This window comes from Streptomyces sp. CG 926 (assembly GCF_003148825.1).
GTDB lineage: Bacteria > Actinomycetota > Actinomycetes > Streptomycetales > Streptomycetaceae > Streptomyces.
On the sequence record NZ_QGGZ01000005.1, the window covers coordinates 83,662 to 107,561 of the forward strand.

Annotated in this window: 23 protein-coding genes and 1 tRNA gene; 13 read left to right on the forward strand and 11 right to left on the reverse strand. The window is 72.8% G+C overall.

The window, feature by feature from the left end:
- Positions 1-3: 3 nt before the first annotated feature.
- Positions 4-1,533 (forward strand): DoxX family membrane protein, encoded by a 1,530-nt coding sequence (locus BCL76_RS15050; RefSeq protein WP_109780016.1) that lies wholly within the window; start codon positions 4-6, stop codon positions 1,531-1,533.
- Between the two features lie 152 nt (positions 1,534-1,685).
- On the opposite strand, the gene BCL76_RS15055 is transcribed toward BCL76_RS15050, so the two are convergent.
- The 3 genes from BCL76_RS15055 to BCL76_RS15065 all read right to left on the reverse strand — a co-directional run bounded on the left by BCL76_RS15055 (position 1,686) and on the right by BCL76_RS15065 (position 4,197).
- Positions 1,686-2,453, reverse strand: a complete 768-nt coding sequence (locus tag BCL76_RS15055) for a nucleotidyltransferase family protein (RefSeq protein WP_109780017.1) — start codon at positions 2,451-2,453, stop codon at positions 1,686-1,688.
- A gap of 28 nt (positions 2,454-2,481) precedes the next feature.
- Positions 2,482-2,895, reverse strand: a complete 414-nt coding sequence (locus tag BCL76_RS15060; protein ID WP_030768027.1) for a hypothetical protein — start codon at positions 2,893-2,895, stop codon at positions 2,482-2,484.
- A gap of 213 nt (positions 2,896-3,108) precedes the next feature.
- Complete coding sequence (locus BCL76_RS15065) at positions 3,109-4,197, reverse strand: ABC transporter ATP-binding protein (protein WP_109780018.1); 1,089 nt, start codon at positions 4,195-4,197, stop codon at positions 3,109-3,111.
- Between the two features lie 173 nt (positions 4,198-4,370).
- Between BCL76_RS15065 and BCL76_RS15070 the strand changes: the two genes are divergently transcribed.
- The 3 genes from BCL76_RS15070 to BCL76_RS15080 all read left to right on the forward strand — a co-directional run bounded on the left by BCL76_RS15070 (position 4,371) and on the right by BCL76_RS15080 (position 6,879).
- Positions 4,371-5,060 (forward strand): hypothetical protein, encoded by a 690-nt coding sequence (locus BCL76_RS15070; protein ID WP_109780019.1) that lies wholly within the window; start codon positions 4,371-4,373, stop codon positions 5,058-5,060.
- Between the two features lie 68 nt (positions 5,061-5,128).
- Positions 5,129-5,203 (forward strand) — tRNA-Thr (locus BCL76_RS15075).
- 455 nt (positions 5,204-5,658) lie between these two features.
- Positions 5,659-6,879 carry a DUF7927 domain-containing protein gene (locus BCL76_RS15080; protein WP_181382558.1) on the forward strand — a complete coding sequence of 407 codons (1,221 nt, stop codon included), beginning with the start codon at positions 5,659-5,661 and terminating at the stop codon, positions 6,877-6,879.
- Between the two features lie 35 nt (positions 6,880-6,914).
- Here BCL76_RS15080 and BCL76_RS15085 read toward each other — a convergent pair whose 3' ends face one another.
- Positions 6,915-8,315 carry an NAD(P)/FAD-dependent oxidoreductase gene (locus BCL76_RS15085; protein ID WP_109780021.1) on the reverse strand — a complete coding sequence of 467 codons (1,401 nt, stop codon included), beginning with the start codon at positions 8,313-8,315 and terminating at the stop codon, positions 6,915-6,917.
- Positions 8,316-8,986: 671 nt separating this feature from the next.
- Here BCL76_RS15085 and BCL76_RS15090 point away from each other — a divergent pair.
- A complete protein-coding gene (locus BCL76_RS15090; protein WP_109780022.1) occupies positions 8,987-9,880 on the forward strand; it encodes an aminoglycoside phosphotransferase family protein in 894 nt (297 codons plus the stop codon).
- Positions 9,877-10,350, forward strand: coding sequence for a GNAT family N-acetyltransferase (locus BCL76_RS15095; RefSeq protein ID WP_109780023.1), 474 nt, complete (start codon positions 9,877-9,879; stop codon positions 10,348-10,350). The genes BCL76_RS15090 and BCL76_RS15095 overlap by 4 nt, the downstream gene beginning before the upstream one ends.
- Positions 10,351-10,352: 2 nt before the next feature.
- Here the strand turns inward: BCL76_RS15095 and BCL76_RS15100 are convergent, their stop codons facing one another.
- Positions 10,353-11,345 (reverse strand): zinc-binding dehydrogenase, encoded by a 993-nt coding sequence (locus tag BCL76_RS15100; RefSeq protein WP_109780306.1) that lies wholly within the window; start codon positions 11,343-11,345, stop codon positions 10,353-10,355.
- 79 nt (positions 11,346-11,424) lie between these two features.
- Here BCL76_RS15100 and BCL76_RS15105 point away from each other — a divergent pair, with 79 nt between their 5' ends.
- Together BCL76_RS15105 and BCL76_RS15110 are read left to right on the forward strand one after the other, a co-directional pair.
- Positions 11,425-12,105, forward strand: a complete 681-nt coding sequence (locus BCL76_RS15105; protein WP_109780024.1) for a pentapeptide repeat-containing protein — start codon at positions 11,425-11,427, stop codon at positions 12,103-12,105.
- Between the two features lie 152 nt (positions 12,106-12,257).
- Positions 12,258-13,253, forward strand: a complete 996-nt coding sequence (locus tag BCL76_RS15110) for a glycoside hydrolase family 26 protein (protein ID WP_109780025.1) — start codon at positions 12,258-12,260, stop codon at positions 13,251-13,253.
- 40 nt (positions 13,254-13,293) lie between these two features.
- On the opposite strand, the gene BCL76_RS15115 is transcribed toward BCL76_RS15110, so the two are convergent.
- The 3 genes from BCL76_RS15115 to BCL76_RS15125 are packed head-to-tail and all read right to left on the reverse strand — an operon-like array spanning position 13,294 to position 15,676.
- Positions 13,294-13,797 (reverse strand): hypothetical protein, encoded by a 504-nt coding sequence (locus tag BCL76_RS15115; protein WP_109780307.1) that lies wholly within the window; start codon positions 13,795-13,797, stop codon positions 13,294-13,296.
- A gap of 44 nt (positions 13,798-13,841) precedes the next feature.
- A complete protein-coding gene (locus BCL76_RS15120) occupies positions 13,842-14,462 on the reverse strand; it encodes a response regulator (RefSeq protein ID WP_109780026.1) in 621 nt (206 codons plus the stop codon).
- A complete protein-coding gene (locus BCL76_RS15125; protein ID WP_109780027.1) occupies positions 14,459-15,676 on the reverse strand; it encodes a sensor histidine kinase in 1,218 nt (405 codons plus the stop codon). The genes BCL76_RS15120 and BCL76_RS15125 overlap by 4 nt, the downstream gene beginning before the upstream one ends.
- 386 nt (positions 15,677-16,062) lie before the next feature.
- Here BCL76_RS15125 and BCL76_RS15130 point away from each other — a divergent pair, with 386 nt between their 5' ends.
- Together BCL76_RS15130 and BCL76_RS15135 are read left to right on the forward strand one after the other, a co-directional pair.
- Positions 16,063-16,629, forward strand: a complete 567-nt coding sequence (locus BCL76_RS15130) for a GlcG/HbpS family heme-binding protein (RefSeq protein ID WP_030766406.1) — start codon at positions 16,063-16,065, stop codon at positions 16,627-16,629.
- Between the two features lie 32 nt (positions 16,630-16,661).
- Positions 16,662-18,071 carry a M1 family metallopeptidase gene (locus BCL76_RS15135; protein ID WP_181382559.1) on the forward strand — a complete coding sequence of 470 codons (1,410 nt, stop codon included), beginning with the start codon at positions 16,662-16,664 and terminating at the stop codon, positions 18,069-18,071.
- Positions 18,072-18,108: 37 nt separating this feature from the next.
- On the opposite strand, the gene BCL76_RS15140 is transcribed toward BCL76_RS15135, so the two are convergent.
- Together BCL76_RS15140 and BCL76_RS15145 are read right to left on the reverse strand one after the other, a co-directional pair.
- Complete coding sequence (locus tag BCL76_RS15140) at positions 18,109-18,627, reverse strand: GNAT family N-acetyltransferase (RefSeq protein ID WP_109780029.1); 519 nt, start codon at positions 18,625-18,627, stop codon at positions 18,109-18,111.
- A gap of 68 nt (positions 18,628-18,695) precedes the next feature.
- Entirely contained in the window at positions 18,696-19,271 is a 576-nt protein-coding gene (locus BCL76_RS15145; RefSeq protein ID WP_030718836.1) for a TerD family protein, read from the reverse strand.
- 235 nt (positions 19,272-19,506) lie between these two features.
- On the opposite strand from BCL76_RS15145, the gene arfB reads away from it, so the two are divergent.
- Positions 19,507-19,932 carry an alternative ribosome rescue aminoacyl-tRNA hydrolase ArfB gene (arfB, locus tag BCL76_RS15150; protein ID WP_109780030.1) on the forward strand — a complete coding sequence of 142 codons (426 nt, stop codon included), beginning with the start codon at positions 19,507-19,509 and terminating at the stop codon, positions 19,930-19,932.
- A gap of 63 nt (positions 19,933-19,995) precedes the next feature.
- Here arfB and BCL76_RS15155 read toward each other — a convergent pair whose 3' ends face one another.
- A complete protein-coding gene (locus BCL76_RS15155; RefSeq protein WP_258309699.1) occupies positions 19,996-20,565 on the reverse strand; it encodes a flavin reductase family protein in 570 nt (189 codons plus the stop codon).
- A 302-nt stretch (positions 20,566-20,867) separates the two neighbouring features.
- On the opposite strand from BCL76_RS15155, the gene cdgB reads away from it, so the two are divergent.
- Entirely contained in the window at positions 20,868-22,670 is a 1,803-nt protein-coding gene (cdgB, locus tag BCL76_RS15160) for a diguanylate cyclase CdgB (RefSeq protein ID WP_109780031.1), read from the forward strand.
- Positions 22,671-22,738: 68 nt separating this feature from the next.
- Positions 22,739-23,788, forward strand: a complete 1,050-nt coding sequence (locus BCL76_RS15165; protein ID WP_109780032.1) for a CBM35 domain-containing protein — start codon at positions 22,739-22,741, stop codon at positions 23,786-23,788.
- The last annotated feature ends 112 nt before the right edge of the window (positions 23,789-23,900 follow it).

Consider the following 23,900-nt stretch of genomic DNA (forward strand, 5'->3'; position numbering starts at 1 on the left):
TAGATGAGTGTGGACACCAGAACGTCAGGGTTCGACGACCAGCCCGCGCTGAGCATGGTCAAGGTGCCGTGCGACCCCGCACAGGTCATCGTCAACCACGCCAGCTTCCGCGTGCGGCTCGCACCGAGCCCGAGCGCGCGTTCCAAGCCCGCGAAGGCCCCCGGCCGCGCACCCGTTCTGGGTGGCGCCGTGGTGGCGGCCGCCGGGGCCACCCGCCGCCGGGCCCCCGTGGTCTGGAGCGGCAAGTCCGACGCCGGCGACGCCGCCGCCATGGGCGGCCTGCTCCAGGCCGTCCGCGAGGCCGGCCGCGGACACGACGAGTACGACGGCGGCGCCACCCAGGTCATCCCCCGCGTCGACCTGGCCCACGACCTCGCCGAGGACACCCTCGCCACGCCGACCGTCATCGGCCAGCGCAGCTACGGGGACCCCGGCGAGACCCGCCCGTTGGCCGCCGTACGCGACCTGCCCTACCAGCAGGAGCCGCCCGGCTCCGGTCCCGGGGCCGACTCCCGTCGGGCCGGCTCCGACACGCGCGGGCAGGCCTCCTACTACCCCGGCCGCCGGATGAACCTCGGCGTCGTGCTGCTCCCGCTGCGCGTCTTCCTCGGCTTCATCTCCATCTACGCCGGCATGGGCAAGCTCTGCGACCCCGTCTACTTCGACGGCGGCGAGCGCGGCTCCATGGTCACCTGGCTGCACACGCTGAACCCGTGGGCGCTCGCCGAGCCGCTGCGGGACTTCGCCCTCGCGCACCCGGTCGGCGCGGGTCTGAGCGTGGCCTTCCTCCAGGTCATCGTCGGCGTGCTCACGGTCTTCGGCCTGTGGCAGCGGTTCGCCGCCTGCTTCGGGGCGCTGCTGTCCGCCGCGCTGCTGATGACGGTGAGCTGGAAGACCGTCCCGGCCTACGACGCGCCCGACATCATCTACCTCGCCGCCTGGAGCCCGCTGATCATCGCGGGCGCCCCGGTCTACTCCCTCGACGGCCGCCTCGCCGGCGAGGCCTGGCGGACCCTCGGCCCGCGCTCGGAGATCTGGCGGCTGCGGCGGCGCGTCCTGCGGCGCGGGGCCGTCATGGCCACCGTCGTGTGCGGGCTCACCCTGCTCGTCGGCTCGCTCCTCGGCGGCGCCGTCCGCTCCTCCACCGTCGTCACCGTCCCGGGGCCGGGCGAGGCGCCCAGCAACTACCTGCCGGGTCGTCCGCTGCCGCAGGCGCCGACCGGCCGGCAGCCGGGGCAGCAGCAGCGGTCCACGCAGGCGCCGAGCAAGGCGGCCTCGCCCTCGGCGAGCGCGACCGAGCCCGCCGCGAAGTCCGGGAAGACCCCGTCCGGCAGCCCCTCCAAGGGGACCTCGGGGACCCGCTCCGAGTCGCCGGCCGCGACGCGCGGCACCACCGGCAAGCAGCAGACCCCGCGCAGCACCCCCCGGCAGTCCGCCGCTCCGAGGCAGCCGTCCTCCTCCGCGGGCAGCAGCACCGGCGGCGGGGCTCCGGCCCCCAAGCAGCCCGGCCTGATCGGCGGGCTCATCGGCTGACACCGGCACAGGACGACCGGGGCCCGGCGCGCGCGAGCGTGCCGGGCCTTGGTGCGTGGCGGGCCCGGTGCGTGTGCCGGGCCCCTGTGCGTGTGCCGGGCGCGCGAAGCCGCGTACGTACGGGCACGGGCCCGATCGGCGCGTGAGGGGCCTCAGGGGCCCTTCTGCGCCTCCAACTCCCGTGCGGCCTCGGTGAGGTCCTTCGCGGTGTCGATGGCCCGCCAGTAGGCGCCCTGCGGCAGCGGGAAGCCCGCGAGGCGTCGCTCGCGGGCCAGGCGCGGGAACGTCGTGCGCTCGTGGTCGCCCAAGTCCGGCAGCAGCGAAGCGAATTCGGCACTGAAGACGTACACGCCGGCATTGACGAGGTAGGGCGACGGCGGGGCCTCGATGAAGTCCAGCACGTGCCCGAACTCGTTGGTCTCCACGACCCCCCACGGGATGCGCGGCCGGGCCAGCGCGAGCGTGGCCACCGCGTCCCGTTCCGCGTGGAAGGCGGCCATCTCGCGGAGCGAGAAGCGGGTCCACACGTCGCCGTTGGTCGCGTACCAGGCACGATCGGGGTGCGGGAGGTGCCGGGCGGCGTACTTGAGACCGCCGCCGCGCCCCAGCGGCTCCTCCTCGACCACCGTGGTCACGCGGAGCGGCAACCGGGCCCCGGCCAGCCACTCCTGGAGCACCTCGGCCAGGTGCCCGCAGGAGACCACGGCGTCCGTGACCCCTTCGGAGGCCAGCCAGGCCAGCTGGTGCCCGATGATCGGCATCCCCGTCCCCGGGATCTCCACCATCGGCTTGGGGCGGTCGTCCGTGTACGGCCGCAGCCGCGAACCCTGGCCGCCCGCCAGGACGACGGCCTGGGTGGGTGCGGCGGGGAACGCGGCTGCGGAGGGCGCGGGTGGAGCGGATCGGTGGTCGTCGGTCATGACGGCCAGCGTAGGGACGTGAGCGGCGTCAGCCCATGGAGGCGACGCCGGAGGCGTACGAGGTGTCGCAGACGGGCCGGGAGTAGGACTGCGCCTTCGTCGGGCCGTACGCGTCCACGGCGGCCCGCCCCAGCGCCCGCGCGATCCCCACGCAGTGCTCGGCGAGCGAGGGCCGCTTGTTCACCTCCTGCTGGAGGTGGGTCAGGACGTCGTCCGGCCGCTCGCCCTGCTGCAGCTCACCGACGAGCTGCTCGCGCAGCACCTCGTGCGCGGCACGCGGCTTCGCGGGGACGGAGACGTCCTCGGCGGCGGCGGTCAGGACCTGGGAGGACGAAGTGTCCGCCCAGGGGACCATGGTGACCGCGAGGGTCCCGGACAGGACCAGGACGACGGGCAGGACCAGGGCGAGGGAACGGCCGATACGGCGGGCAGTGTGGGTCACGAGGGCGAGAGTAGCGCTCGGTGAAGATTTGGCGACATTTAGTCACTCTGTCGGGGGATGGTTCGACGTGGTTTTTCGAATTAAGGGTTGACGGTTGGGGCCGAATGGCCCGGTCTGCCGGGTTCCGGCGACGGCCCCGGTCGGGCAACGCACGCCGAAGGGGCGCCCCTTGACGGGACGCCCCTCCAACGACCGCGAAACCTGCGGGAGCTGCTACTTGGACAGGCGCTCGCCGGAGGAGGTCGAGAAGACGTGGATCTCGTCGGCGCGCGGCACCACGTGGAGGCTGGAGCCCTTCTCCGGGACCTGGCGGCCGCCCACGCGGACCACGAGGTCCTGCGAGCCCTCGGCGGTGGTGGTGGAGCCGTAGACGTAGCCGTCGGCGCCGAGTTCCTCGACGACGTTCACGACGATGGTCAGACCGCCGGCCTCGGCGACGTCGAAGTGCTCCGGGCGGACGCCGACCGTGACGGTGCGGTCGCCCGCGTCGGCCGCCGCGGACAGCGCCTCGCGGGACACCGGGACGACGCTGTCGCCGAACTTCACGCCGCCGTCGGTGATCGGCGCCTCGACCAGGTTCATGGCGGGCGAGCCGATGAAGCCGGCGACGAAGAGGTTCGCGGGGCGGTCGTACATGTTGCGCGGGGTGTCGACCTGCTGGAGCAGCCCGTCCTTCAGGACCGCCACGCGGTCGCCCATCGTCATCGCCTCGACCTGGTCGTGGGTGACGTAGACGGTGGTGATGCCGAGGTCGCGCTGGAGCGCCGCGATCTGCGTGCGGGTGGAGACGCGGAGCTTGGCGTCGAGGTTCGACAGCGGCTCGTCCATCAGGAACACCTGCGGCTTGCGCACGATGGCGCGGCCCATGGCGACGCGCTGGCGCTGACCGCCGGAGAGCGCCTTGGGCTTGCGGTCGAGGTACTGGGTGAGGTCGAGCATCTTCGCCGCGTCCTCCACCTTCTTGCGGATGGTGGCCTTGTCCTCGCCGGCGATCTTGAGCGCGAAGCCCATGTTGTCGGCAACGGACATGTGCGGGTAGAGCGCGTAGTTCTGGAACACCATCGCGATGTCCCGGTCCTTGGGCGGCAGGTGCGTGACGTCGCGGTCACCGATGCGGATGGCGCCGCCGTTGACGTCCTCCAGGCCGGCGAGCATGCGCAGCGAGGTGGACTTGCCGCAGCCGGACGGGCCGACGAGGACGAGGAACTCGCCGTCCTGGATCTCCAGCTCGAGCTGGTCGACGGCCGGCTTGTCGCCGCCGGGGTACAGACGGGTCGCCTTGTCGAAAGTGACAGAAGCCATGGTGATGAATCCCTTCTACCGGCAGGAACGTGCCGGACGATCCGAGTGGAAGGTCTAGTCCAGAATCCGGACTCCGCCCGACGCTACCCGCCGTTCCTCCGGCTGTCAGCACCGCGCCGCCGTGACTTCGAACTTTGTGCGATCTGTCGGACCCGCCTGCTTCCATGTCGCGCATGACCGCAGCACAGCGCCTCCGCGGCGTCCACGAACTGATCGCCGTCCTCCCGGCCGTCCCCGTCCTGCGCGACCGCTGCAGGGCGCTCGCGGCTCTCGAAGCCATGATCGGCGGCCGGTACGGGAGCTACTTCGACTACGACCCCGGGTGGGGCCCGGGGACCGAGGCCGGGCTGATGAACAACGGCGCGGGCGACGAGTACACGATCCTCTTCACCCCCGACGGGGTCTTCGGCCGCGGGTTCGACCACGAGTCCTCCATGAGCCCCTACACGAACGAGGACATGGCCCTGTGGCCCGGTCTGGTGGACACCCTGCCGGAGGTGTTCCGCCCGCTGCTCGACGAGCCGGCCTTCTGCGACGACGAGGTGCGGGTGGCCACCGTCGTCTTCTGGCGGGAGAGGCACGACACGGCCTGGCGGGCGGGGCAGGTGGAGTACGAGGAGTACGACGACGACGGCACCGGCCACCTCTTCCACGTCTTGGCGGCCGGCACGCCGGAGGCCTACCAGGCCTTCGCGGAGACCTACTACGGGCGGCAGCTCGACCTCGAAGCGATCCGCCACGTCTTCGCCCTGCGCCCCCTGACGGACGACGTGGTCGAAGCACTGAACCCGCAGGCCGACCCCGACGCCGTGACGCGAGCGGTGGCGGCCACGGGGTACCCCGTGGGGGGCCGGCCAATGTGATGGCAGGGGGATTCGCGTGCTGTGTAGAGTGATGGCGGCTTCGCTCGGCGTGTGCGCGAGCGGGTCCTGCCCCCTTAGCTCAGTCCGGCCAGAGCAACGCACTTGTAATGCGTAGGTCGTCGGTTCGAATCCGACAGGGGGCTCCGCCAACCCCAGGTCACGTGCCGTGACCTGGGGTTTTTCTGTTCCGGAGGCGTGGTGGCCGCGCCGGGCCGTCGGCGGCTGTCACCCGGTCCGCTCCGAGGGCAGCGCCTCGGCGTCGTGCGCCAGCCTGTTCGAGTGGTCGTGATGGGCCGGAAGGGGGGCTTCCGCCGGCCCTCATGATCCGAGGGCTCCGCTCCGGGAACTCTGCGTCGACCGGTTCTGCCGGCCCGGTGCCCGCTCGGGGCTCCCGGCCGGCTGCGCGCGCGATCCGTTCCTCACGGGAGGAACGGGAGAAGTGAGGAGCCTTCATGGCGTGTTACGGGCAGAACAGCCTGCGACGTGTGCTGACGGGAGCGGCGATCGGCCTCGTCCTGGCTGTCACCGGCACCGTGGGACCGCGCATGCGCAGACGGGGACGGCCTCGGCCGGAGTCGCCGCGTCGAAGGCGCGGGCGGTGTGCCCGCCGACGCCGCTGTGGGCGAACACCGGCGGGAACGACCGGAGGCTCGTCCAGTACGACACGACGGGCAACCCGCTCAGCAACGTCCCGCTGGCCCGCGACTACGGTGACATCGCCTTCAGCCCCAACGGCTCGACGCTCTACGGGGTGGACTTCCCCGGATCCCCCGGCGCGACCACGCTCTACACCATCGACCCCGTCACCGGCGCGGAGACGGCGAGCCGGCCGATCTCGGGACCGCTCGCGGCGGTGACGTCGACGCCTGCCGTCAACGGCCTGACGGCCCGCGCGGACGGAACGCTGATCGCGGGCTCGTTCAACACGAGCCAGATCTTCCTGATCGATCCCGCCACGGGCGTCTCCACGCTGTTCCCCGCCTCCTTCCCGGCCGGCATCGTCTCGGCGGGTGACTTCATCACCCTCGACGACGGCGACGTCCTGGCCTTCGGAGCCGCGGACACCACGAGCCCGTCCCCGGTGTTCCGGATCCACCCCGACAACACCGTCGTGCAGATCGGCACGGTCCCCCAGACCTTCGGCGCGGCCAAATCCGCGGGGAGCGTCTACGCCTTCGCCTCCAACGGCGACATCAACCTGCTGACCTCCCTGCCCACCACGGAGTCGACCTCGCCGCTGCCGGTCACGACCGTCGAGGCGACGGGCCGCGGCTTCTTCGGGGCCACCTCCACGCAGGACAGCGGCAGCTGCGTCGTGCCCGCCTACACGGTGGCGAAGTCGGCCTCGCCGACCGGGCCGGTCAACGAGGGCAACACCATCACCTACCGGCTCACCGTCACGAACACCGGCACCGTCGCCGCGAACGGCGACTTCACCGACGACCTGAGCGACGTCCTGGACGACGCCACCTTCGTACCCGGCTCGCTCACCTCCACCAGCGGTTCCGCGAACCTCACCGGTGACACGCTGTCCTGGACCGGCACGCTGGCACCCGGCGGTACCGCGACCGTCACGTACCAGGTGCGGGTCGACACCCCCGACACCGGCGACCACACCTTGGTCAACTACGTCGCACCCACCGCGCCGGGCGGCTCCTGCTCATCGGCGCGCACCTGCTCCGTCACGATCCACGTGAAGAAGAAGCACGACCACAAGGACTGCGACAAGCCCGGCCACGGTCACAAGCCCGGGCACGGCGGCAAGCACGACCACGACCACGACGAGGCGCACGAAGGGGAAGGGGGCAAGGCCGCCTAGCGGGACGGACACCACCCCGCGGTGAGCCGGCAGGGTCAGTGGCGGCCCGAGATCCGGTCGGCCAGGCGGGCCAGCGGGGTGGTCGTCGGGCGGTGGCTGGCGCTCTCGCGGCGGTCCGCCTCGCGGTAGGCGGCGTAGAGGGCCTGGACGCCGAGCCAGCGCAGGGGTTCCGGCTCCCAGCGGCGGACGCGGTGGTTCACCCAGGGCAGCGTGGTCAGTTCGGTGGCTTCGCCGAGGACCAGGTCGCGCAGGGTGCGGGCCGCGAGGTTGGCGGTGGCGACGCCCGAGCCGACGTAGCCGCCCGCCCAGCCCAGGCCCGAGGCGCGGTCCAGGGTGACGGTGGCGCACCAGTCGCGGGGCACGCCGAGCACCCCTGACCAGGCGTGGGTGATCTCCGTACCCGCGAGCTGCGGGAAGAAGGAGGTCAGCAGGCCGGTCAGGGCGGAGACGGTGGCGGGCTGGGTACGGCCGTCGTTGTCGGTGCGCGAGCCGAAGCGGTACGGGACCCCGCGGCCGCCGATCGCGATGCGGTCGTCGGCGGTGCGCTGCGCGTACATGTACGCATGGGCCATGTCGCCCAGCAGCGTGCTGTCCGACCAGCCCAGCCGGGACCAGGTCTCGGCGGGCAGCGGGGCCGTCACGATCATCGAGGAGTTCATCGGCAGCCATGAGCGCTTCTGGCCCTTGAGGGCGGCGGTGAAGCCCTCCGTGCAGCGCAGCACGTACGGGGCGCGGACCGTGCCGTACGGGGTGACGGCCCGGCGTGGGGCGATCTCGGTGACGGGCGTGGACTCGTGGATGACCACCCCGAGCGCTTCGACGGCGGCGGCCAGGCCCTTGACCAGCTTCAGCGGATGGATGCGGGCGCCGTGGGGGCTCCAGCTGGAGCCGACGGCGTCGGCGATGTCGATGCGGGCGCGGGTGGCGGGGGCGTCGAGGAGTTCGCGGTCGGTCGCGCCCTCGTCGAAGGCGACCTCGTGGGCGTGGAAGGCCTTCAGACGGGCGAGTTGGGCGGGGGTGCGGGCGACTTCGAGGACGCCGCCGCGGTGGATGTCGGCGTCGATGCCTTCCTTGGCGGCGACGTCGACGACCTCGGTGACGGTGGCGTTCATGGCGTGCTGGAGGCGGCGGGCGGCCGGGCGGCCGTGGAGGGCGGCGTAGCGGTCGCGGCCGGCGATGCCGTTGTAGAGCCAGCCGCCGTTGCGGCCGGAGGCGCCGTAGCCGCAGAACTTCTGTTCCAGGACGGTGATGCGGAGGTCGGGGGCGGCGCGCTTGAGGTAATAGGCGGTCCACAGGCCGGTGTAGCCACCGCCGACGATGACGACGTCGGCGGTGGTGTCGGTGGTGAGGGGTGCGCGGGGTGGGGTGGCGGGGCCGCCGCCGCCGCCGCTCGGCGCGGACGCGTACCAGAAGGAAATGCCGCCGTTGATCGTCATGGGGGAGTTGGTACACCCCGTTTCGGAGGGGTGTCCAGGGACGGGGTGTCGCGGGTCGGGGGTGTCGCCTGGACGTGTTGCGGTGTGCTCGGCCGGTGCGGGCGGTATCCCGGTGCTCCGCCCCGGCCCCCGCGCCTCAATCGCCGGCGGGGCTGGATTTGGCGGGCCCGTGCCTGTGCGGTGCGGGTCGGGCTGCGCCGGGCCCTGCGCCTCAATCGCCGGCGGGGCTGGATTTGGCGGGTCCGTGACTCGGTGTCGGTGGGGGGTCGGGGCGGGGGGCCGGGGTGGGGTGTCTCCTCGGCTCGCGCCTTACTGGTTTGTCTCGGTTGTGGGGCGGGGTTGTGCGCTCGTCCTGCGGGGACACCCCACCCCGTCCCCCCGCCCCTTGGGCCGTCGCTGTCGTAGCCCTGCCGTGGGGCGGGGACACGGAGGAGGGTCCCCGCAGGACGAGGCGCGACCACGGCCGTCTTGCCGTGACGAGGCAGCACGCGCCGAGCCGAGGAGATCCTCCTGCGGGGCCCCGCCCCACACCACCAGCCCCGCCGGCGCTTGAGGCGGCCGCCCGGGCGCAGCCCGAGCAGTACCGCACACCGCCGAGCACCCCGCAGGGGCACCGCACACCGCCGAGCACCCCGCAGGGGACACCGCAGGGACACCGGTACCGTCTGGGCATGGTTGAGGTTCCGGTGGGGTTGGTCGAGGCTCTGGGGGACGCCGGGCGGGAGTTCGTCGCCGCGTTGCCCGGGCGGGCGGCGCTGTTTCTGGAGCGGTGGGGGCTGCGGCGGGTCGGGCCGGCGATGCACGGGGTGACGGCCTTGGTGTTGCCGGTGGAGCGGGCCGACGGGAGCTCGGCGGTGCTGAAGCTGGTGGCGGTGGACGAGGAGAGCGTGGGGGAGCCGGTCGCGCTGCGCGCGTGGGACGGGCGGGGCTGCGTACGGCTGCTGGAGCACGACGCGGACACCGGGACCCTGCTGCTGGAGCGGTTGGACGAGGGGCGGGATCTGGCGGCGCTCGCGCGGGAGGACGCGCGGCAGGCGGTGGTGGTGGTCGGGGAGTTGGTGGCGCGGCTGACGGCGGTGCCGGCTCCGGCCGGGTTGCGCGGGCTCGGTGAGATGGCCGCCGGGATGCTCCAGGAGGTGCCGCGGGCGCTGGCGGGGCTGGTGGAGGAGCGGGACCGGCGGTTGCTGAAGGACTGCGCGGCGGCGGTGGCGGAGGTCGTGGGGGAGCCGGGGGATCGGCTGCTGCACTGGGACCTGCACTACGGGAACGTCCTGGCGGGCGGCCGGGAGCCGTGGCTGGCCATCGACCCGAAGCCGCTGGCGGGCGATCCGGGTTTCGATCTCATGCCGGCGATCGTCGACAACTTCCGGGCCGGTGACGTGCGGTGGCGGTTCGACCTGCTGACGGAGGTGGCGGGTCTGGAGCGCGAGCGGGCGCGGGCCTGGACGCTGGGGCGGGTGCTCCAGAACTGCCTGTGGGACGTCGAGGACGGGGACGAGCGGCTGGACGAGGTCCAGTTGACGGTCGCCGAGGCGCTGCGCCGTGGTTCTAGGCTGCGGGCATGATCCGTAGCGCTGAGGTCCATGACGTTCCCGCCGTCCACGCGATGATCCGCGAGCTCGCGGAGTACGAGAAGGTGCCGCACGAGGCGCGGGCCACCGAGGAGCAGTTGCGCGAGGCGCTGTTCGGGGAGCGCCCGGCGGTGTTCGCGCACGTCGCGGAGACGGAGGACGGGGAGGTCGTCGGCTTCGCGGTGTGGTTCCTCTCCTTCTCGACGTGGCGCGGGGTGCACGGGATCTATCTGGAGGACCTGTACGTGCGGCCGGGTGTGCGCGGGGGCGGTCATGGCAAGGCGCTGTTGCGGGAGTTGGCGCGGACATGCGTGGAGCGGGGCTACGAGCGGCTGGAGTGGTCGGTGCTGAGGTGGAACGCGCCGACGATCGCCTTCTACGAGGCCTTGGGCGCGCGGCCGCAGGAGGAGTGGTCGGTGTACCGGCTGACGGACGGGGCGTTGGCGGAGTTGGGCGCCCCGTAGCGTCAGGGTTCCAGGACGACCTTGCCGGTGGTGGCGCGGGTTTCCAGGTCGTGGTGGGCGGTGGCGGCCTCGGCGAGCGGGTAGCGGGACAGGGCGGGGCGTAGGCGGCCCGTGGCGGCCTCGGCGAGGGCGCGGGTTTCCAGGACGCGCAGCGGGTCGGGGGCGCCGACCCGCTGGAGCATGGTGGGGCCGAGGACGCCCTGGGTGGTGATGGCGCGGGCGTCGAGGTCGGCGCGTTCGGCGTCGGTGAGGTGGAGGGGGCCGCCGGCCCAGCCGAAGACCAGGTGCCGGGCGCCGGGGGCGAGGAGGCCGAGGGCGGTGCGGGCGGTGTCGCCGCCGACGGAGTCGAAGAGGACGGTGACGCCGCCGGGGTGCTGGGCGCGTACGGCGTCGGGCCAGGTGGGGTCGGTGTGGTCGAGGGCGAGGTGGGCGCCGTTGGCCGCGGCCCGGGCGGTTTTGGCGGGGCCGCCGGCGAGGGCGACGACGGAGGCGCCGGCGTTGACCGCGTACTGGACGAGGAGCGTGCCGATGCCGCCGGCGGCGGCGGGGATCAGGGCGACGGAGTCCGGTCCGAGGTCGGCGAACTGCAGGATGCCGAGGGTGGTGCGGCCGGTGCCGATCATGGCGACGGCTTCGGCGGGGTCGAGGCCGGGCGGTACGGGGTGCAGGCGGTCGGCGTCGGCGACGGCGTACTCGGCGTAGCCGCCGGGGGCGAAGCCGAGGTGGACGACGACGGTGCGGCCGAGCCAGGCGGGGTCGGTGCCGGGGCCGAGGGCGTCGACGGTGCCGGCGACCTCGCGGCCGGGGATGGTCGGGAGCTCGGGGAGCGGGGCGGGCGGCCCCTGGATGCCTTGGCGGAGGCTGGTGTCGAGGAGGTGGACGCCGGCGGCGGCGACGGCGATCCGGACCTGGCCGGGGGCGGGGACGGGGGTGTCCGTGTGCTCGTAGGAGAGGTTCTCGGCGGGGCCGAAGGCGTGCAGGCGGATGGCTCGCATGGTGGGCATGGCCCCAGGTTGCGACCTCGAGCGCGGTTGAGGTCAAGCCGTTGTCGGTGGCGTGGTTCACGATGGGGGAATGGCGCGCAAAGGGCAGCAGGGACAGCAGACGGTGAAGGCGGCACGGCGGCCGGAGCTGCGGCTGCCCGAGCTGACGGTGTGGGAGGGGGGTGAGCTGGAGCCGGACGGGGACTACGACGGGCTGGAGTTCGCGGATCTCGACCTGGCGGGGCAGGAGGGGATCGGGGCCCGGTTCATGGACTGCGCGGTGCGGCGGTGTGCGGTGGACGAGGCGGGGCTGGCGAAGGCGCGGGTCCTGGATTCGGTGCTGGAGGGCATCCGGGGGGTGGGGACCGACCTGTCGGGGGCTTCGCTGCGGGACGTGGAGGTGGTCGACGCCCGGCTGGGCGGGGTGCAGCTGCACGGGGCGGTGCTGGAGCGGGTGCTGGTCCGCGGGGGCAAGATCGACTACCTGAATCTGCGGAAGGCGCGGCTCAAGGACGTGGTCTTCGAGGGGTGCGTGCTGGTGGAGCCGGACTTCGCGGGGGCGGTGCTGGAGCGGGTGGAGTTCCGGGACTGCGCGCTGCGGGGGGCGGATTTCAGCGAGGTGCGGATGACGGACGTGGATCTGCGGGAGGCGTCCGTGCTGGAGATCGCGCGGGGGGTGGAGGCGCTGGCCGGGGCGGTGATCAGCCCGGCGCAGCTGTTCGACCTGGCTCCGGCGCTGGCGGCGCAGCTGGGGGTGCGGGTGGTGGGGTAGGGGCTCGATCGCCGGTCACCCGGACGGCCCGGGCGGGGGTGGGTGGCTGCGGCGAATGGCCGAGCATCCCGATGCCCGGACAGGCCGTGCGGCCGGTGCGGTGCCTATCGTCGCCGGCAGACACATCGGTGCACGAGGCCTGTGGAGGTGTCATGTCCCGTCTGGGCCGTTGGCTGGCGGGGGCCTGCGCGAGTACGGTCGCCGTCGGCCTGCTCATCGCGGGGAGCGCCCTCGGCGGGCGGCCGCCGAGGGCGGGCGCCGGGGGCGGCGCGGGCGCGGGGCCCGAGGTCGCCGTGGGCGCCTATCTCCACTACGGCTCGCCCGGAGTCGAGCGGATGCGGGAACTGTCGAGCTGGCTCGGCGGTACCGAGCTGCGCGCCGGGCACACCTACCTGCCCGGCGACACCTGGGCGAACATCGAGGGGGCACCCGATTCCCTGCGCACCTGGGCGCGGTGGCGCCAGGAGAAGGCGGATCGGCTGTTCGTCCTGAACGTGCCCATGCAGGAGCGCAACGAGGCGGGCGTCCCCGACGACCGGGTCGCCGAGCTGATCCGCTCCGGCGCGCGGGGCGCCAACGACCAGCACTTCCGGCGGCTGGCCACGCGGCTGGTCGAACTCGGGGTCCCGGACACGGTGATCGTGCTCGGCTGGGAGATGAACGGCTTCAACTACACCCACCGTTGCCGTCCCGACCCCGAGAGCTGGAAGACGTACTGGCGGCGCGTCGTGGCCGCCATGCGTTCGGTGGAGGGGCAGCGGTTCCGGTTCGACTACGCCCCCAACCGTGGCGGTGACGCGATCGCCTGGACCAGCTGCTACCCGGGTGACGACGTGGTCGACGTCATCGGCATGGACTCCTACGACCAGGAGCCCGGCCCTACCTTCGACGAGCAGGTCAGCCAGCCCTACGGGCTCCAGCAGCAGGTCGACTTCGCGCGGGCCCACGGCAAGCGGATCTCGTACCCCGAGTGGGGGCTGTTCCGGCACGGGGACAATCCGGCGTACGTGCGGGGCATGCTGGCCTGGTTCGCCGAGCACCGGCCGCTCTACCACAGCATCACCGACTACTGCCCGCACGGCGTGTGGCAGTGCGGGCAGAACCCGCGCTCGGCGCAGGTGTTCCGGGAGTTGCTGTCCGCCGGTTGATCCGGCCCGGTCGGGGCCCGCGGTCGGGGGCCCGGTCGGGCTACGCGGGGACGCGGGGGAAGCGGGCCTGGAGGGTCCAGATGGCCGGGTTGTCGGCGAGGCCGTCGTGCATGTCGATCAGGTCGGCGACGAGGTCGTGCAGGAAGTCGCGGGCCTCGCGGCGCAGCAGGCGGTGGCTGAAGGTCAGCGGCGCTTCCTCGGCGGGCATCCAGTCGGCCTCGACGTCGACCCACCCGAAGCGGCGCTCGAAGAGCATCCGGTCCGTGGACTCGGTGAAGTCGAGCTCGGCGTACTGCCGGTTCGCGGAACGGTTGCCGCGGGGGTCCTTGTCGAGCTGCTCGACGATGTCGCACAGCGCCCAGGCGAAGTCCAGTACGGGCACCCATCCCCAGGCTGTGGACACTTCCCGGTCCGCGGTGGTGTCGGCGAGGTACACGTCCCCGCAGAACAGGTCGTGCCGCAGGGTGTGGACGTCCGCGGAGCGGTAGTCGGTCTGCGGGGGGTCCGGGAAACGCCGGGAGAGGGAGTAGCCGATGTCGAGCACGTAGCTGATGGTGTCACGGGTGCCGGGGCCGTTCACCTCCGGTGTCAGGGCAGCAGGCGCTGTTCCTTCGCGACGGAGACGGCGCCGGCGCGGGTGTCGACGCCGAGCTTGTCGTAGATGCGGCCCAGGTGGGTCTTGACGGTGGCCTCGCTGATGAACAGGGCGCGGGCGATGTCGCGGTTGCCCAGGCCCCGGGCCAGCTGGCCGAGGATGTCGAGCTCGCGGTCGGTGAGGGTGGGCCGGGTGCCGCGCATGTGGGCCATGACCCGGCTGGCCACGGGCGCGGACAGGGTGGTGCGGCCCTGGGCGGCGGAGTGGATGGCGGCGAAGAGCTCCTCGGGGCGTTCGGCCTTGAGGAGGTAGCCGGTGGCGCCGGCCCCGATCGCCCGTGTGATGTCCGCGTCCGTGTCGTAGGTGGTCAGGACCAGGACGTGCGGGGGCGTGGGGAGCGCGGTGATGCGGCGGGTGGCCTCGACCCCGTCGATGCCCTCGCCCAGCTGGAGGTCCATCAGGACCACGTCGGGGCGGAGCTTCGCGGCGAGGGCGACGGCTTCCTCGCCGCTGCCGGCCTCGCCGAGGACCTCGATGTCGGGCTCGCTGCCGAGCAGGGCCAGCAGCCCGGCGCGGACCACCACGTGGTCGTCGCAGAGGAGGATCGTGGTCATGGGGCCGGCTCCAGGGGGATGGCCGCGGAGAGGACGGTGCCCTCGCCCGGCGTGGATTCGATCGTCAGGGTGCCGCCGAGCTGGCGGACGCGGGCCCGCATGGCGGGGAGGCCGTGGCCGCGTCCGGCGCTGTCGGTGCGGGCGCGGGTGCGGGCGTGGGTGCCGGTACGGGGTTCGGTGAAGCCGTGGCCGTCGTCGGCGATGTCCAGGACGACCTGGTCGCCCAGGAAGCTCAGGGTGAGTGCGGCCGTACGGGCGCCGGAGTGCTCGCGGACGTTGGCCAGCGCGCCCTGGGCTATGCGCAGCAACGCGGACTGGACGCGGTCGGGGAGCGGGGCCGGGGTGCCTTCGAGGTGGAAGCGGACCTCGATGTCCGGGCCGGCGCCGAGGGAGCGCAGGGCTTCGGCCAGACCGGCGCCGTCGGCGAGCTCGGAGGGGGCCAGGTCGTGGACGAGCCGGCGGGCTTCGGAGAGGCCGTGTGCGGCGATGCCGGTGGCGGTACGGACGTGCGCGCGGGCGGTGGCCGGGTCGCTGTCCCAGGTGCGGTCCGCGGCCTGGAGCAGCATCTGCTGGCTGGACAGGTTCTGGGCGAGGGTGTCGTGGATCTCCATGGACAGCCGCTGCCGTTCGGCGAGGGTGCCTTCGCGGCGTTCGGTGGCGGCCAGCTCGCGGCGGGTGCGGATCAGGTCGTCGATGAGGGTGCGCTGGGCCTGGGCCTGGCGCTCCATGTGGACGAAGACGGCGGTGGCGAGCGCGGCGACGGCGGGCGGGGCGAGGAGGAGGTTGGGGTCGAAGGACTTGGCCAGCTGGAGCTGGGCGATCACCACGAAGGTGGTGAGGAGGGCCACGAGGACGATCGCGGCGCGCGGCGGGAGGGTGCGCAGGGCGGTGAAGAACAGCGGTACGGCGCACCAGGCGAAGCTCGGCGCGAGGACGACCAGGACCGTCCAGTTGGTGACGACCAGGCCGAGCCACAGGAGCCGCCGGGCGGTGGGGGCGGCGCCGAGGGCGGGGCCGAGTACGTAGAGCAGGGCGAGGGTGATGCTGAGGGCGATGATCCACGGGGTGCGGGGTTCGCCGGGGTGGCGGAGCAGGAAGCGGACCACGGAGGCGCCGAGGAGCAGGAAGAACGCGGTGTGGGCGACGGTGGTCAGCGTGCGGGTGTCGTCGCGCGGCGGGGCGGGGTGGCTCACCGGTGCTCCTCGGTCGGGCATGCGTCCATTGTCGGCTGCGGCGCCGCTGCCGGGGCTCCGCCCCGGACCCCGCGCCTCAAACGCCGGCGGGGCTGGGAGAGCGGGGCTCCGTCCCCGGCCCCGCGCCTCAAACGCCGGCGGGGCTGGGAGAGCGGGGCTGGAAGAGCGGGGCTCCGCCCCCCAGCGCGGTGGGGGTGACCAGCCAATACCTCGCCGGAGGCGGTGCGCATCGACCGATCGGATGACCCTGGGGTCAGCCGGTGCGGTAGGTGGGGCGAGCCGGTACGGGGACGGGGCGCGGGGGGTTTCGGGCCGAGGCTTGGAGCAGTGAAGGAGCCGGTCCGACCGGCCCCGGAGCGACCCGATGCCGACCCCGTGCCACCGTGCCACCGTTCTCAGGAGCAGAGATGAACACCCGCACCCGCGTTCTCACCGGTACCGCCCTCGCCGTCGCCCTGGGCGCCGGAGCCTTCGGGGCCGTGAGCGCCAGCGCGACCCCCGCCTCCGACGCCGCCGCGGCGTCCGTCGCCTCGGTCTCCTCGAAGAAGGACGGGCCGGGCGACAAGAACTTCACCACGACGACGCACCTCACCGTCGACGCCGCGACCCGCGCCGCCCAGGCCGCGCTGAAGGCCGCCGAGTCCGAGAACCAGAAGGTGACGGTCGCCGTCGTCGACCGCAACGGCAACACCATCGTCACCCTGCGCGGCGACGGCGCGGGTCCGCAGTCCTACGAGTCGGCCGAGCGCAAGGCCTTCACCGCCGTGTCCTGGAACGCCCCGACCTCGGTGCTCGCGGGTCGCCTCGCCCAGACCCCGAACCTGAAGGACATCCCCGGCACCCTCTTCCTGGGCGGTGGCACCCCGGTCCAGGCGAACGGCGCGCCCGTCGCCGGCATCGGTGTGGCCGGTGCCCCGAGCGGTGACCTGGACGAGAAGTTCGCCAAGGCGGGCGTGGACGCGCTGGGCAAGTAGCCCGCGGCGCCGACCCGCCTAGGATCGAGTGCGTGGACCTCCGTGCGCTCTCCCGCCTCGCCGCCCCCGTCGTCGTCGCCCTGCTCGCCCTCACCACGGGGTGTACGGGGGACACGGTGCAGGGGCGGCCGGGTGCGTCGGGGCTGCGTGATCCGTACTTCCCCCGGGCCGGGAACGGCGGGTACCAGGTCGACCACTACGCGCTGGATCTGGACTACGACCCCGACGACGGGCAGCTGCACGGCACGGCCGTGATCACCGCCCGCGCCGAGCAGACGCTCAGCTCCTTCAACCTGGACTTCAGCGGCCTGAAGGTCGAGGGCGTGACCGTCCAGGGCGAGGGGGCCCGGTACAACCGGTCCGGGAACGAGCTGACGGTGCGCCCGGCCGAGGACCTGGAGAAGGGCGAGGTCTTCCGTACGGAGGTCGACTACAGCGGGAAGCCGAAGGCCCTCGCGGATCCGGACGGCGCCGAGGAGGGCTGGATCACCACGCGGGACGGGGCGGTCGCCGTCGGCGAGCCGGTCGGTTCGATGACCTGGTTCCCCGGCAACCACCACCCCAGCGACAAGGCCACGTACGACATCACCATCACCGTGCCGCGCGGCTACGAGGCGGTGTCGAACGGCGAGCTGCGTTCCCGCGTCGAGGGCACGGACGGGCGGACCGTGTTCGCGTGGCACAGCCCGGAGCCGATGGCGAGCTATCTGGCGACCGCCGCCATCGGGCGGTACAAGGTGACGACCGGTCGGACGCCTTCGGGGGTCGGCCTCTACAGTGCCGTCACGCCGGAGGAGGAGGCCGCGAGCGCCGGTCCGCTCGGGCGGCTGCCGGAGATGGTGGAGTGGGGCAGCGGCCGGTTCGGCCCGTATCCGTTCGCCTCGGCGGGGGCGATCGTGGTGCCCGCCGGGACCCTCGGCTACGCGCTGGAGACCCAGGGCCGGCCCGTCTACCCCGGCGCGCTGAGCGAGGACCTCGTCGTGCACGAGCTCGCGCACCAGTGGTTCGGCGACTCGGTGTCGCCGAAGTCCTGGAAGGACATGTGGCTCAACGAGGGCTTCGCGACCTACGCCGAGTGGCTGTGGACCGAGGACCACGGCGGGCCCACGGCGCAGCAGCACTTCGAGGCGTTCCGGACCGGTGACACGGACGTCGACGAGGACGCCGACAAGGACTGGGGCGCGTTCCCGCCGGCCGACCCGCCCGGGCCCCAGGACATCTCCGCGGATCCGGTGTACTACCGGGGCGCGATGGTCCTGCACCGGATCCGGCAGGAGGTGGGCGACGAGAAGTTCTTCGCCCTGGTGCGCGGCTGGGCCGAGGCCCACCGGCACGGGAACGTGAGCACGGCCGACTTCACCGCCTACGCCGAGCAGAGCACGGGGCGGAGCCTGAAGAAGGTCTGGGACGTGTGGCTGTACGGGAGGGCTCGCCCCGCGTAGGGGCGGGGTGCGCCGCAGGGCGCCGCCGCGAAGTCCGCTACGGGGTTTCGAGCGGCTTGCGCAGCACGGTGCAGTCGCGGCCCATCTCGCGGTCCTTGGCCCGGCGCAGGGTGACGTACCCCTGGGACTGCCAGAAGGCCAGGGCCTCGGGGTTGTTGTCCAGTACGGCGATCCGTACGCCCGCGCGCCCGGCGGCGCGGAAGCGGTCCTCGACCAGGGTGGCCACGGCGCGGCCGTGTCCCGTTCGGTGCGTGGTGGCGTCGATGAGCAGCAGGCCGATCCACGGGTCCGGGTCGTCGGCGGCGGGTGCCTGCGCGAGGGTGGCGGCCAGCCCGACGAGGCGGCCGGCGGACCGGGCGAGGAGCACCTCGGCGCTGTCGTGGGCCAGTTCACCGGCGAGTGCGGCGGCGACCTGTTCGACCGTGATGCGGTCCGGGTCGGGGAAGTCTCCGCTGAGTTCGAAGAACGCGTGGTTCGTCGAGTAGAGCGCGGCGATCTCGGTGAGTACCGGGCCGGGAAGGGCGCCGTCGACGGGGACGAGCGGTTGCAGGATCACCTGTCGAAGGTAGCGAAACCCCCTCCCCGGACGGCCGGGAGGGGGTTTCACCTGCGCTCGTGTCCGACCTAGACGTTGACGCCGAAGTCCTGCGCGATGCCGGTGAGGCCGGAGGCGTAACCCTGGCCGACCGCGCGGAACTTCCACTCGGCGCCGTTGCGGTAGAGCTCGCCGAAGACCATGGCGGTCTCGGTCGCCGCGTCCTCGGAGAGGTCGTAGCGGGCGATCTCGGCGCCGCCGGCCTGGTTCACGACGCGGATGTACGCGTTGCGGACCTGGCCGAAGTTCTGGCTGCGGGCCTCGGCGTCGTAGATGGAGACCGGGAAGACGATCTTGTCCACGTCGGCCGGCAGGCCGGCGAGGTTGACGTTGATGGCCTCGTCGTCGCCCGCGCCCTCGCCGGTGCGGTTGTCACCGGTGTGGACGATGGTCTGGTCCGGGGTGGACTTGTTGTTGAAGAAGACGAAGTGGCCGTCGGAGACGACCTTGCCCGTCGGGTTGACCGCGATCGCCGAGGCGTCGAGGTCGAAGTCGACACCGGTGGTCGTGCGGACGTCCCAGCCGAGGCCGACCGTGACGGCAGCGAGGCCCGGGGCCTCCTTCGTGAGCGAGACGTTGCCGCCCTTGGACAGGCTGACAGCCATGGGAATGTCCCTTTCCTCATCCAACATGCACGTACAGGCGGTCAAACTACCGCTGCCCCCTATAACGCGACGAGAGGCCGGTCGGGTTCCCGTCGTGAATTGTCCGTGACGGCGAATCTCCACGGGCCGGATCGCGGGCCGGCTCGCGAGCCGATAGCGGGCCTTTTCGCGGGCCGCGTGCGCAGGGCGGTAAATACGGGTGACGGCGGCCGGGGCGGGGGCGGATCATAGGGGCATGCCTGGTCCCTATGTCATCCGCGGTTCGGTCGTGCTCCCCGAGGGAGAGCTCGCCTGGCGGTTCTCGCGATCCTCGGGGCCCGGCGGTCAGCACGTGAACACCTCGGACTCGCGCGCGGAGCTGCTGTTCGACCTGGCGGCCACCAAGGCGCTCCCCGAGGTGTGGAAGGAGCGGGCGCTGGAGCGGCTCGCGGCGAAGCTGGTGGACGGGGTGGTGACCGTACGGGCCTCCGAGCACCGCTCGCAGCTGCGCAACCGGGAGATGGCGCTGGTCCGGCTGGCCTCGCTGCTGGCCGAGGCGACGGCGCCGCCGCCCAAGCAGCGCCGGGCGACGAAGATCCCGCGCGGGATCAACGAGCGCCGGCTGCGGGAGAAGAAGGCGCGGGCCGAGACCAAGCGGGGCCGTACGGGCCGGGACTGGTAGCCTCCGCCCGTGCCCGTCTTACGCGTCCTACCCGCCCCGGCAGCCCTGGCAGCCCCACGGGCCCTACGTGCCCAGGTGCCGGTAGCGCCCGCGGAAGTACGTGAGCGGCTGCCCGTCCGGCGACGGCAGGTCGGCCGTCAGGACCCGGCCGACGACCAGGGTGTGGTCGCCCGCCTCGACGCGGTTCTCCGTACGGCATTCCAGGGTGGCCAGGGCGCCGCTCAGCAGGGGTGCGCCGGAGGCCTCGCCGCGTACGTGCGGCAGGTCGGCGAAGAGCAGTCGGTCACTGATGCGGCCCTTCATCGCGAAGCGGCCCGCCACCTGGAGTTGGTGGTCGGCGAGGACCGACACCGCCCACAGGGGCTGTTCCGCCAGCAGGTCGTCCATCCGGGAGCCCTCGCGCAGGCTCACCAGGACCAGCGGCGGGTCCAGGGACACGGACATGAAGGCGGTGGCCGTCATCCCGACGTCCTCGCCGCGCGGGCCGTCCGTCGTCAGCGGGGGCTCGTGCGCGGTGATCAGGCACACGCCCGCCGCCAGCCGGGACATCGCGGCCCGGAACTCGTCATTGCTCACTCCCTCAGCATGGGGGGTTCCGTGGGACGCGGTGGGTACGGGGGTCGTCTTCAGCACGCCGAAACGCTAATCTCGCCCTCCCGCGTCGCACATCGGGCCCTGGTCCGAGTCGCGTCCCCGCCCCTTGGCCTAGGCCCCGGCGTATCGTTTGCTCTCGGGAATGTGAGGGAGCGCTCCCAGCCATGTACGACCCCACGGCGCACCGATATTCACCTGATGTGACTTGAGTCACAGAGGGCAAGATTTGTTGACCCTGTGTACCTGCCGCACAGCTCACTGTGATTCAGTGGACGGGACACCGCAACGAAACGCCGATGACAAACCTGGAGTTGCTGTCGAGGTCTCGGGGAGAGCGAGCAATGGAGACCGAGTCGGAGCCGTACGTCCGTCTTGCGACCCTGCGGCAGCTGCACCGGGTGGTGGCCGAGCTCAATACGGCCCGGAGCCTGGCGGACACTCTGCAGACCGTCGTGGACGGCATCGTCGTGGGCCTCGGCTACGAACTCGCCTGTGTCAACCTCGTTCGCCCGGACGGTGATCTTGTCGTCGCCGCCTTCGCCGGCGACCCCGCCGCGGAGGCCCTCATCACCGGCCGCGTCGGCTCCCGCGCCTCCTGGGAACGCCGTCTGACGATGGGTGAGAACTGGGACGGGCTCAGGTTCATCCCGCACACCGAGGGCTGGGTCCTGATGGAGGACGACGTCCCCCAGTGGCACACCGACGGCCCCGATCCCCGGTTCGAGGACGAGTGGCACCCCGAGGACCGGCTCTACGCACCCATGTATGCGTCCGGCGGGGAACTTCTGGGTGTCATTTCGGTGGACAGACCGCGCAACGGCCGCCGGCCCGGCGCCTGGGGCCGTGAAGCGCTCCAGATGTACGCCTTCCAGGCAGCCATTGCGATCAGCAATGCCAGGCTCCGGGCGAACATGCAGCGGGCCCTCGTCCGGCTGGAGCGCGAGCAGCAGGCGCTGCGGGCCAGTGAAGAGTCGTTCCGCCAGGCCTTCGAGTACGCGCCCAGCGGCATGGCCATCGCCGAGATGGGCGGGGACCAGCACGGCCGGCTGCTGCGGACCAACGACGCGCTGTGCCGGCTGCTCGGCCGGCCCGCCTCCGTGCTGCGCCGCTACTCCTTCTCCGACCTGGTCCACCCCGAGGACATCGGCACCCTGCTGCGCACCTCCGCCGAGGGCGGCCGCGCCGAGCTGCGCCTGGGCCGCCGCGACGGCACGTATGTATGGGTCTCCCTGCGCAACTCCGTCGTCGCCGACGCCGCCGACGGACCCCGGTTCCTGCTCACGCACGTCGAGGACATCGAGGAGCGCAAGCGGCACGAGCTCCAGCTCGCCCACCGCGCCAGTCACGACTCGCTGACCGGCCTGCCCAACAGCGCCGAACTGCGGGCCCGACTCGGCGCCCGGCTGTGCCGTAGGCCACAGTCCGTGCGGGCCAGCGCCATCGAGGCGCTGGACGCGGCCTTCGAAGGGCGTGACGGATACGACGGCCACGCGGCGCACGGCGGCCACGCGGCGCACGGCGGCCACGCGGCGGGCGGCGGCCACGCGGCGCACGCCGGGCACGACGGACATCCGGTGGGCGCGGAGGCGGGTGGTGCCGGTGAGCACGGGTTTCACGCCGACGGCCCCGACCGGTACCCCGGGGCCGACCCCTTCGAATTCCCCGGGGCGCCGCCCGCCCCGTCGGACGGTCCGTACGACCACCACGTGCACACGGTCGCGCCCGCGACCGACATCGACGACGGGACGAAGGGGCTCGCGGTCCTCTTCTGCGACCTGGACGGCTTCAAGTCGATCAACGACCGGTTCGGGCACCACACGGGTGACGCGGTCCTGATCGAGGTCGCCCGGCGGCTGACGACCGGCGTCAGGGACGGTGACACCGTCGCTCGGCTGGGTGGTGACGAATTCGTCGTCCTGGCCGACGGCCTGGGCGCCGCCGACGCCGCCGACCTCGCCGTCCGGCTGCGCAACGCGATCATCCCGCCGATCCGGGTCGACGGCCGTGCGGTGCGGGTCGGGGCCAGTTTCGGCATCGGCTGGGCCAGCTGCGGGATGTCCGCCGACGAGGTTCTGCGCTCCGCCGACCAGCGGATGTACATCGAGAAGAGGTCCCGGTCGAAGGCACATCGTCGGGCGGGATGAGGCGGTCTGCCGCTCGTGGGCGCACCTGTTCGGGGTAGGCTCCCGTGGGTCGAAAGGAGTGACCTGCGATGACGACGCCCGCGAACGGCCCGCACGGTGGGGCGAACAAGCCCGAGGACGACGATCCGTTCGGCTACCTCTACGAGGACGGCCAGGCGGCCGGAGCCACCCCGCCCACGTCGGGTGGTGGATACGGCTACCCCGGCGCGTCGGCCGGCGGTCACCCCGGGCCTCAGCCGGGCGTCCCCCGCACCTCGCACCACCAGGTGCGTACGGTCGGCGAGCGCAGGAACGGCGGCCAGCGCGGCCCCGTCCCCCACCAGCAGGGTCCCACGCAGCAGGCTCCTGGCTACCAGGCCCAGTACCAGGCCCCGGAAGCCCTCCAGGCGGGCGGCTACGGCGTTCCGGCCCAGCAGACGCAGACGGTCCCGCATCCGGGCGGTCACGGCGGCGGTCACGGCGGCGGTCGTGGCGCCGGCGGCGGGTCCAGCCGACGCGGTCTGTTGATCGCGGCCGTCGCCGTGGTCGCGGTGGTCGTGATCGGCATCGTCGCGGCCCTGCAGTTCGGCGACAAGGACAAGGGCAAGAACAAGGACCAGCCCTCGGCGAACGGTGGCCAGCAGTCCGCGGCCCCCCAGAACCCGACCGGCCCGGCGACCAACAGCCCGAAGCCCTCCGCGGCTCCGCTGCCCAAGGGCGAGGCGGCCGGCGCCGGCATGGTGCTGACCGGTGGCGCGCGGCTGGAGAGCACGGTGCCCGGTTCGAAGAGCTCGGGCGGCCAGTACGTCGCCGGCTTCAACACGCCCGGTGCGGCGCTCACCTGGACGGTGGACGTGCCGGAGGCGGGCGAATACACGCTGTTCGTCAACTACGGCGTTCCCGGCAAGGACGGCAAGGCGACCCTCACGGTGAACGGGCAGAGCCCGAACCAGTCGCTGAACCTGGCCAACTTCGCCAAGGCCGCGGACGGCGCCTGGGACAAGGGCTGGACGCGTACCTTCGCGTTCATCAACCTCAAGAAGGGCACGAACGCGATGAAGATCTCGTGCGAGCCCGGCAACCAGTGCGACGTCGTCTTCGACCAGCTGGAGCTGGCTTCGGGCCACGTCAGGCGCTGACGTCGGGGAGGACCTCCCCGGAACGGATCCGGCTCCGCCGCACCTGCGGTGGAGCCGGATTTTTGCGTTCTGTCGCGTCCGCCGGGTCCGTCGGCCGCCGAGGGGCCGTCAG

Excerpts from the sequence above, each read along its gene's own strand:
- BCL76_RS15055 (WP_109780017.1), bottom strand. The coding sequence starts at position 2,453 with ATGACCGACGACCACCGATCCGCTCCACCCGCGCCCTCCGCAGCCGCG.
- BCL76_RS15130 (WP_030766406.1), top strand. The coding sequence starts at position 16,063 with ATGAACACCCGCACCCGCGTTCTCACCGGTACCGCCCTCGCCGTCGCC.
- BCL76_RS15110 (WP_109780025.1), top strand. The coding sequence starts at position 12,258 with ATGTCCCGTCTGGGCCGTTGGCTGGCGGGGGCCTGCGCGAGTACGGTC.
- BCL76_RS15145 (WP_030718836.1), bottom strand. The coding sequence starts at position 19,271 with ATGGCTGTCAGCCTGTCCAAGGGCGGCAACGTCTCGCTCACGAAGGAG.
- BCL76_RS15125 (WP_109780027.1), bottom strand. The coding sequence starts at position 15,676 with ATGCCCGACCGAGGAGCACCGGTGAGCCACCCCGCCCCGCCGCGCGAC.
- BCL76_RS15100 (WP_109780306.1), bottom strand. The coding sequence starts at position 11,345 with ATGCGAGCCATCCGCCTGCACGCCTTCGGCCCCGCCGAGAACCTCTCC.
- BCL76_RS15095 (WP_109780023.1), top strand. The coding sequence starts at position 9,877 with ATGATCCGTAGCGCTGAGGTCCATGACGTTCCCGCCGTCCACGCGATG.
- BCL76_RS15085 (WP_109780021.1), bottom strand. The coding sequence starts at position 8,315 with ATGACGATCAACGGCGGCATTTCCTTCTGGTACGCGTCCGCGCCGAGC.
- BCL76_RS15090 (WP_109780022.1), top strand. The coding sequence starts at position 8,987 with ATGGTTGAGGTTCCGGTGGGGTTGGTCGAGGCTCTGGGGGACGCCGGG.
- BCL76_RS15050 (WP_109780016.1), top strand. The coding sequence starts at position 4 with ATGAGTGTGGACACCAGAACGTCAGGGTTCGACGACCAGCCCGCGCTG.
- BCL76_RS15165 (WP_109780032.1), top strand. The coding sequence starts at position 22,739 with ATGACGACGCCCGCGAACGGCCCGCACGGTGGGGCGAACAAGCCCGAG.
- BCL76_RS15065 (WP_109780018.1), bottom strand. The coding sequence starts at position 4,197 with ATGGCTTCTGTCACTTTCGACAAGGCGACCCGTCTGTACCCCGGCGGC.
- BCL76_RS15070 (WP_109780019.1), top strand. The coding sequence starts at position 4,371 with ATGACCGCAGCACAGCGCCTCCGCGGCGTCCACGAACTGATCGCCGTC.
- BCL76_RS15120 (WP_109780026.1), bottom strand. The coding sequence starts at position 14,462 with ATGACCACGATCCTCCTCTGCGACGACCACGTGGTGGTCCGCGCCGGG.
- cdgB (WP_109780031.1), top strand. The coding sequence starts at position 20,868 with ATGGAGACCGAGTCGGAGCCGTACGTCCGTCTTGCGACCCTGCGGCAG.
- BCL76_RS15105 (WP_109780024.1), top strand. The coding sequence starts at position 11,425 with ATGGCGCGCAAAGGGCAGCAGGGACAGCAGACGGTGAAGGCGGCACGG.
- arfB (WP_109780030.1), top strand. The coding sequence starts at position 19,507 with ATGCCTGGTCCCTATGTCATCCGCGGTTCGGTCGTGCTCCCCGAGGGA.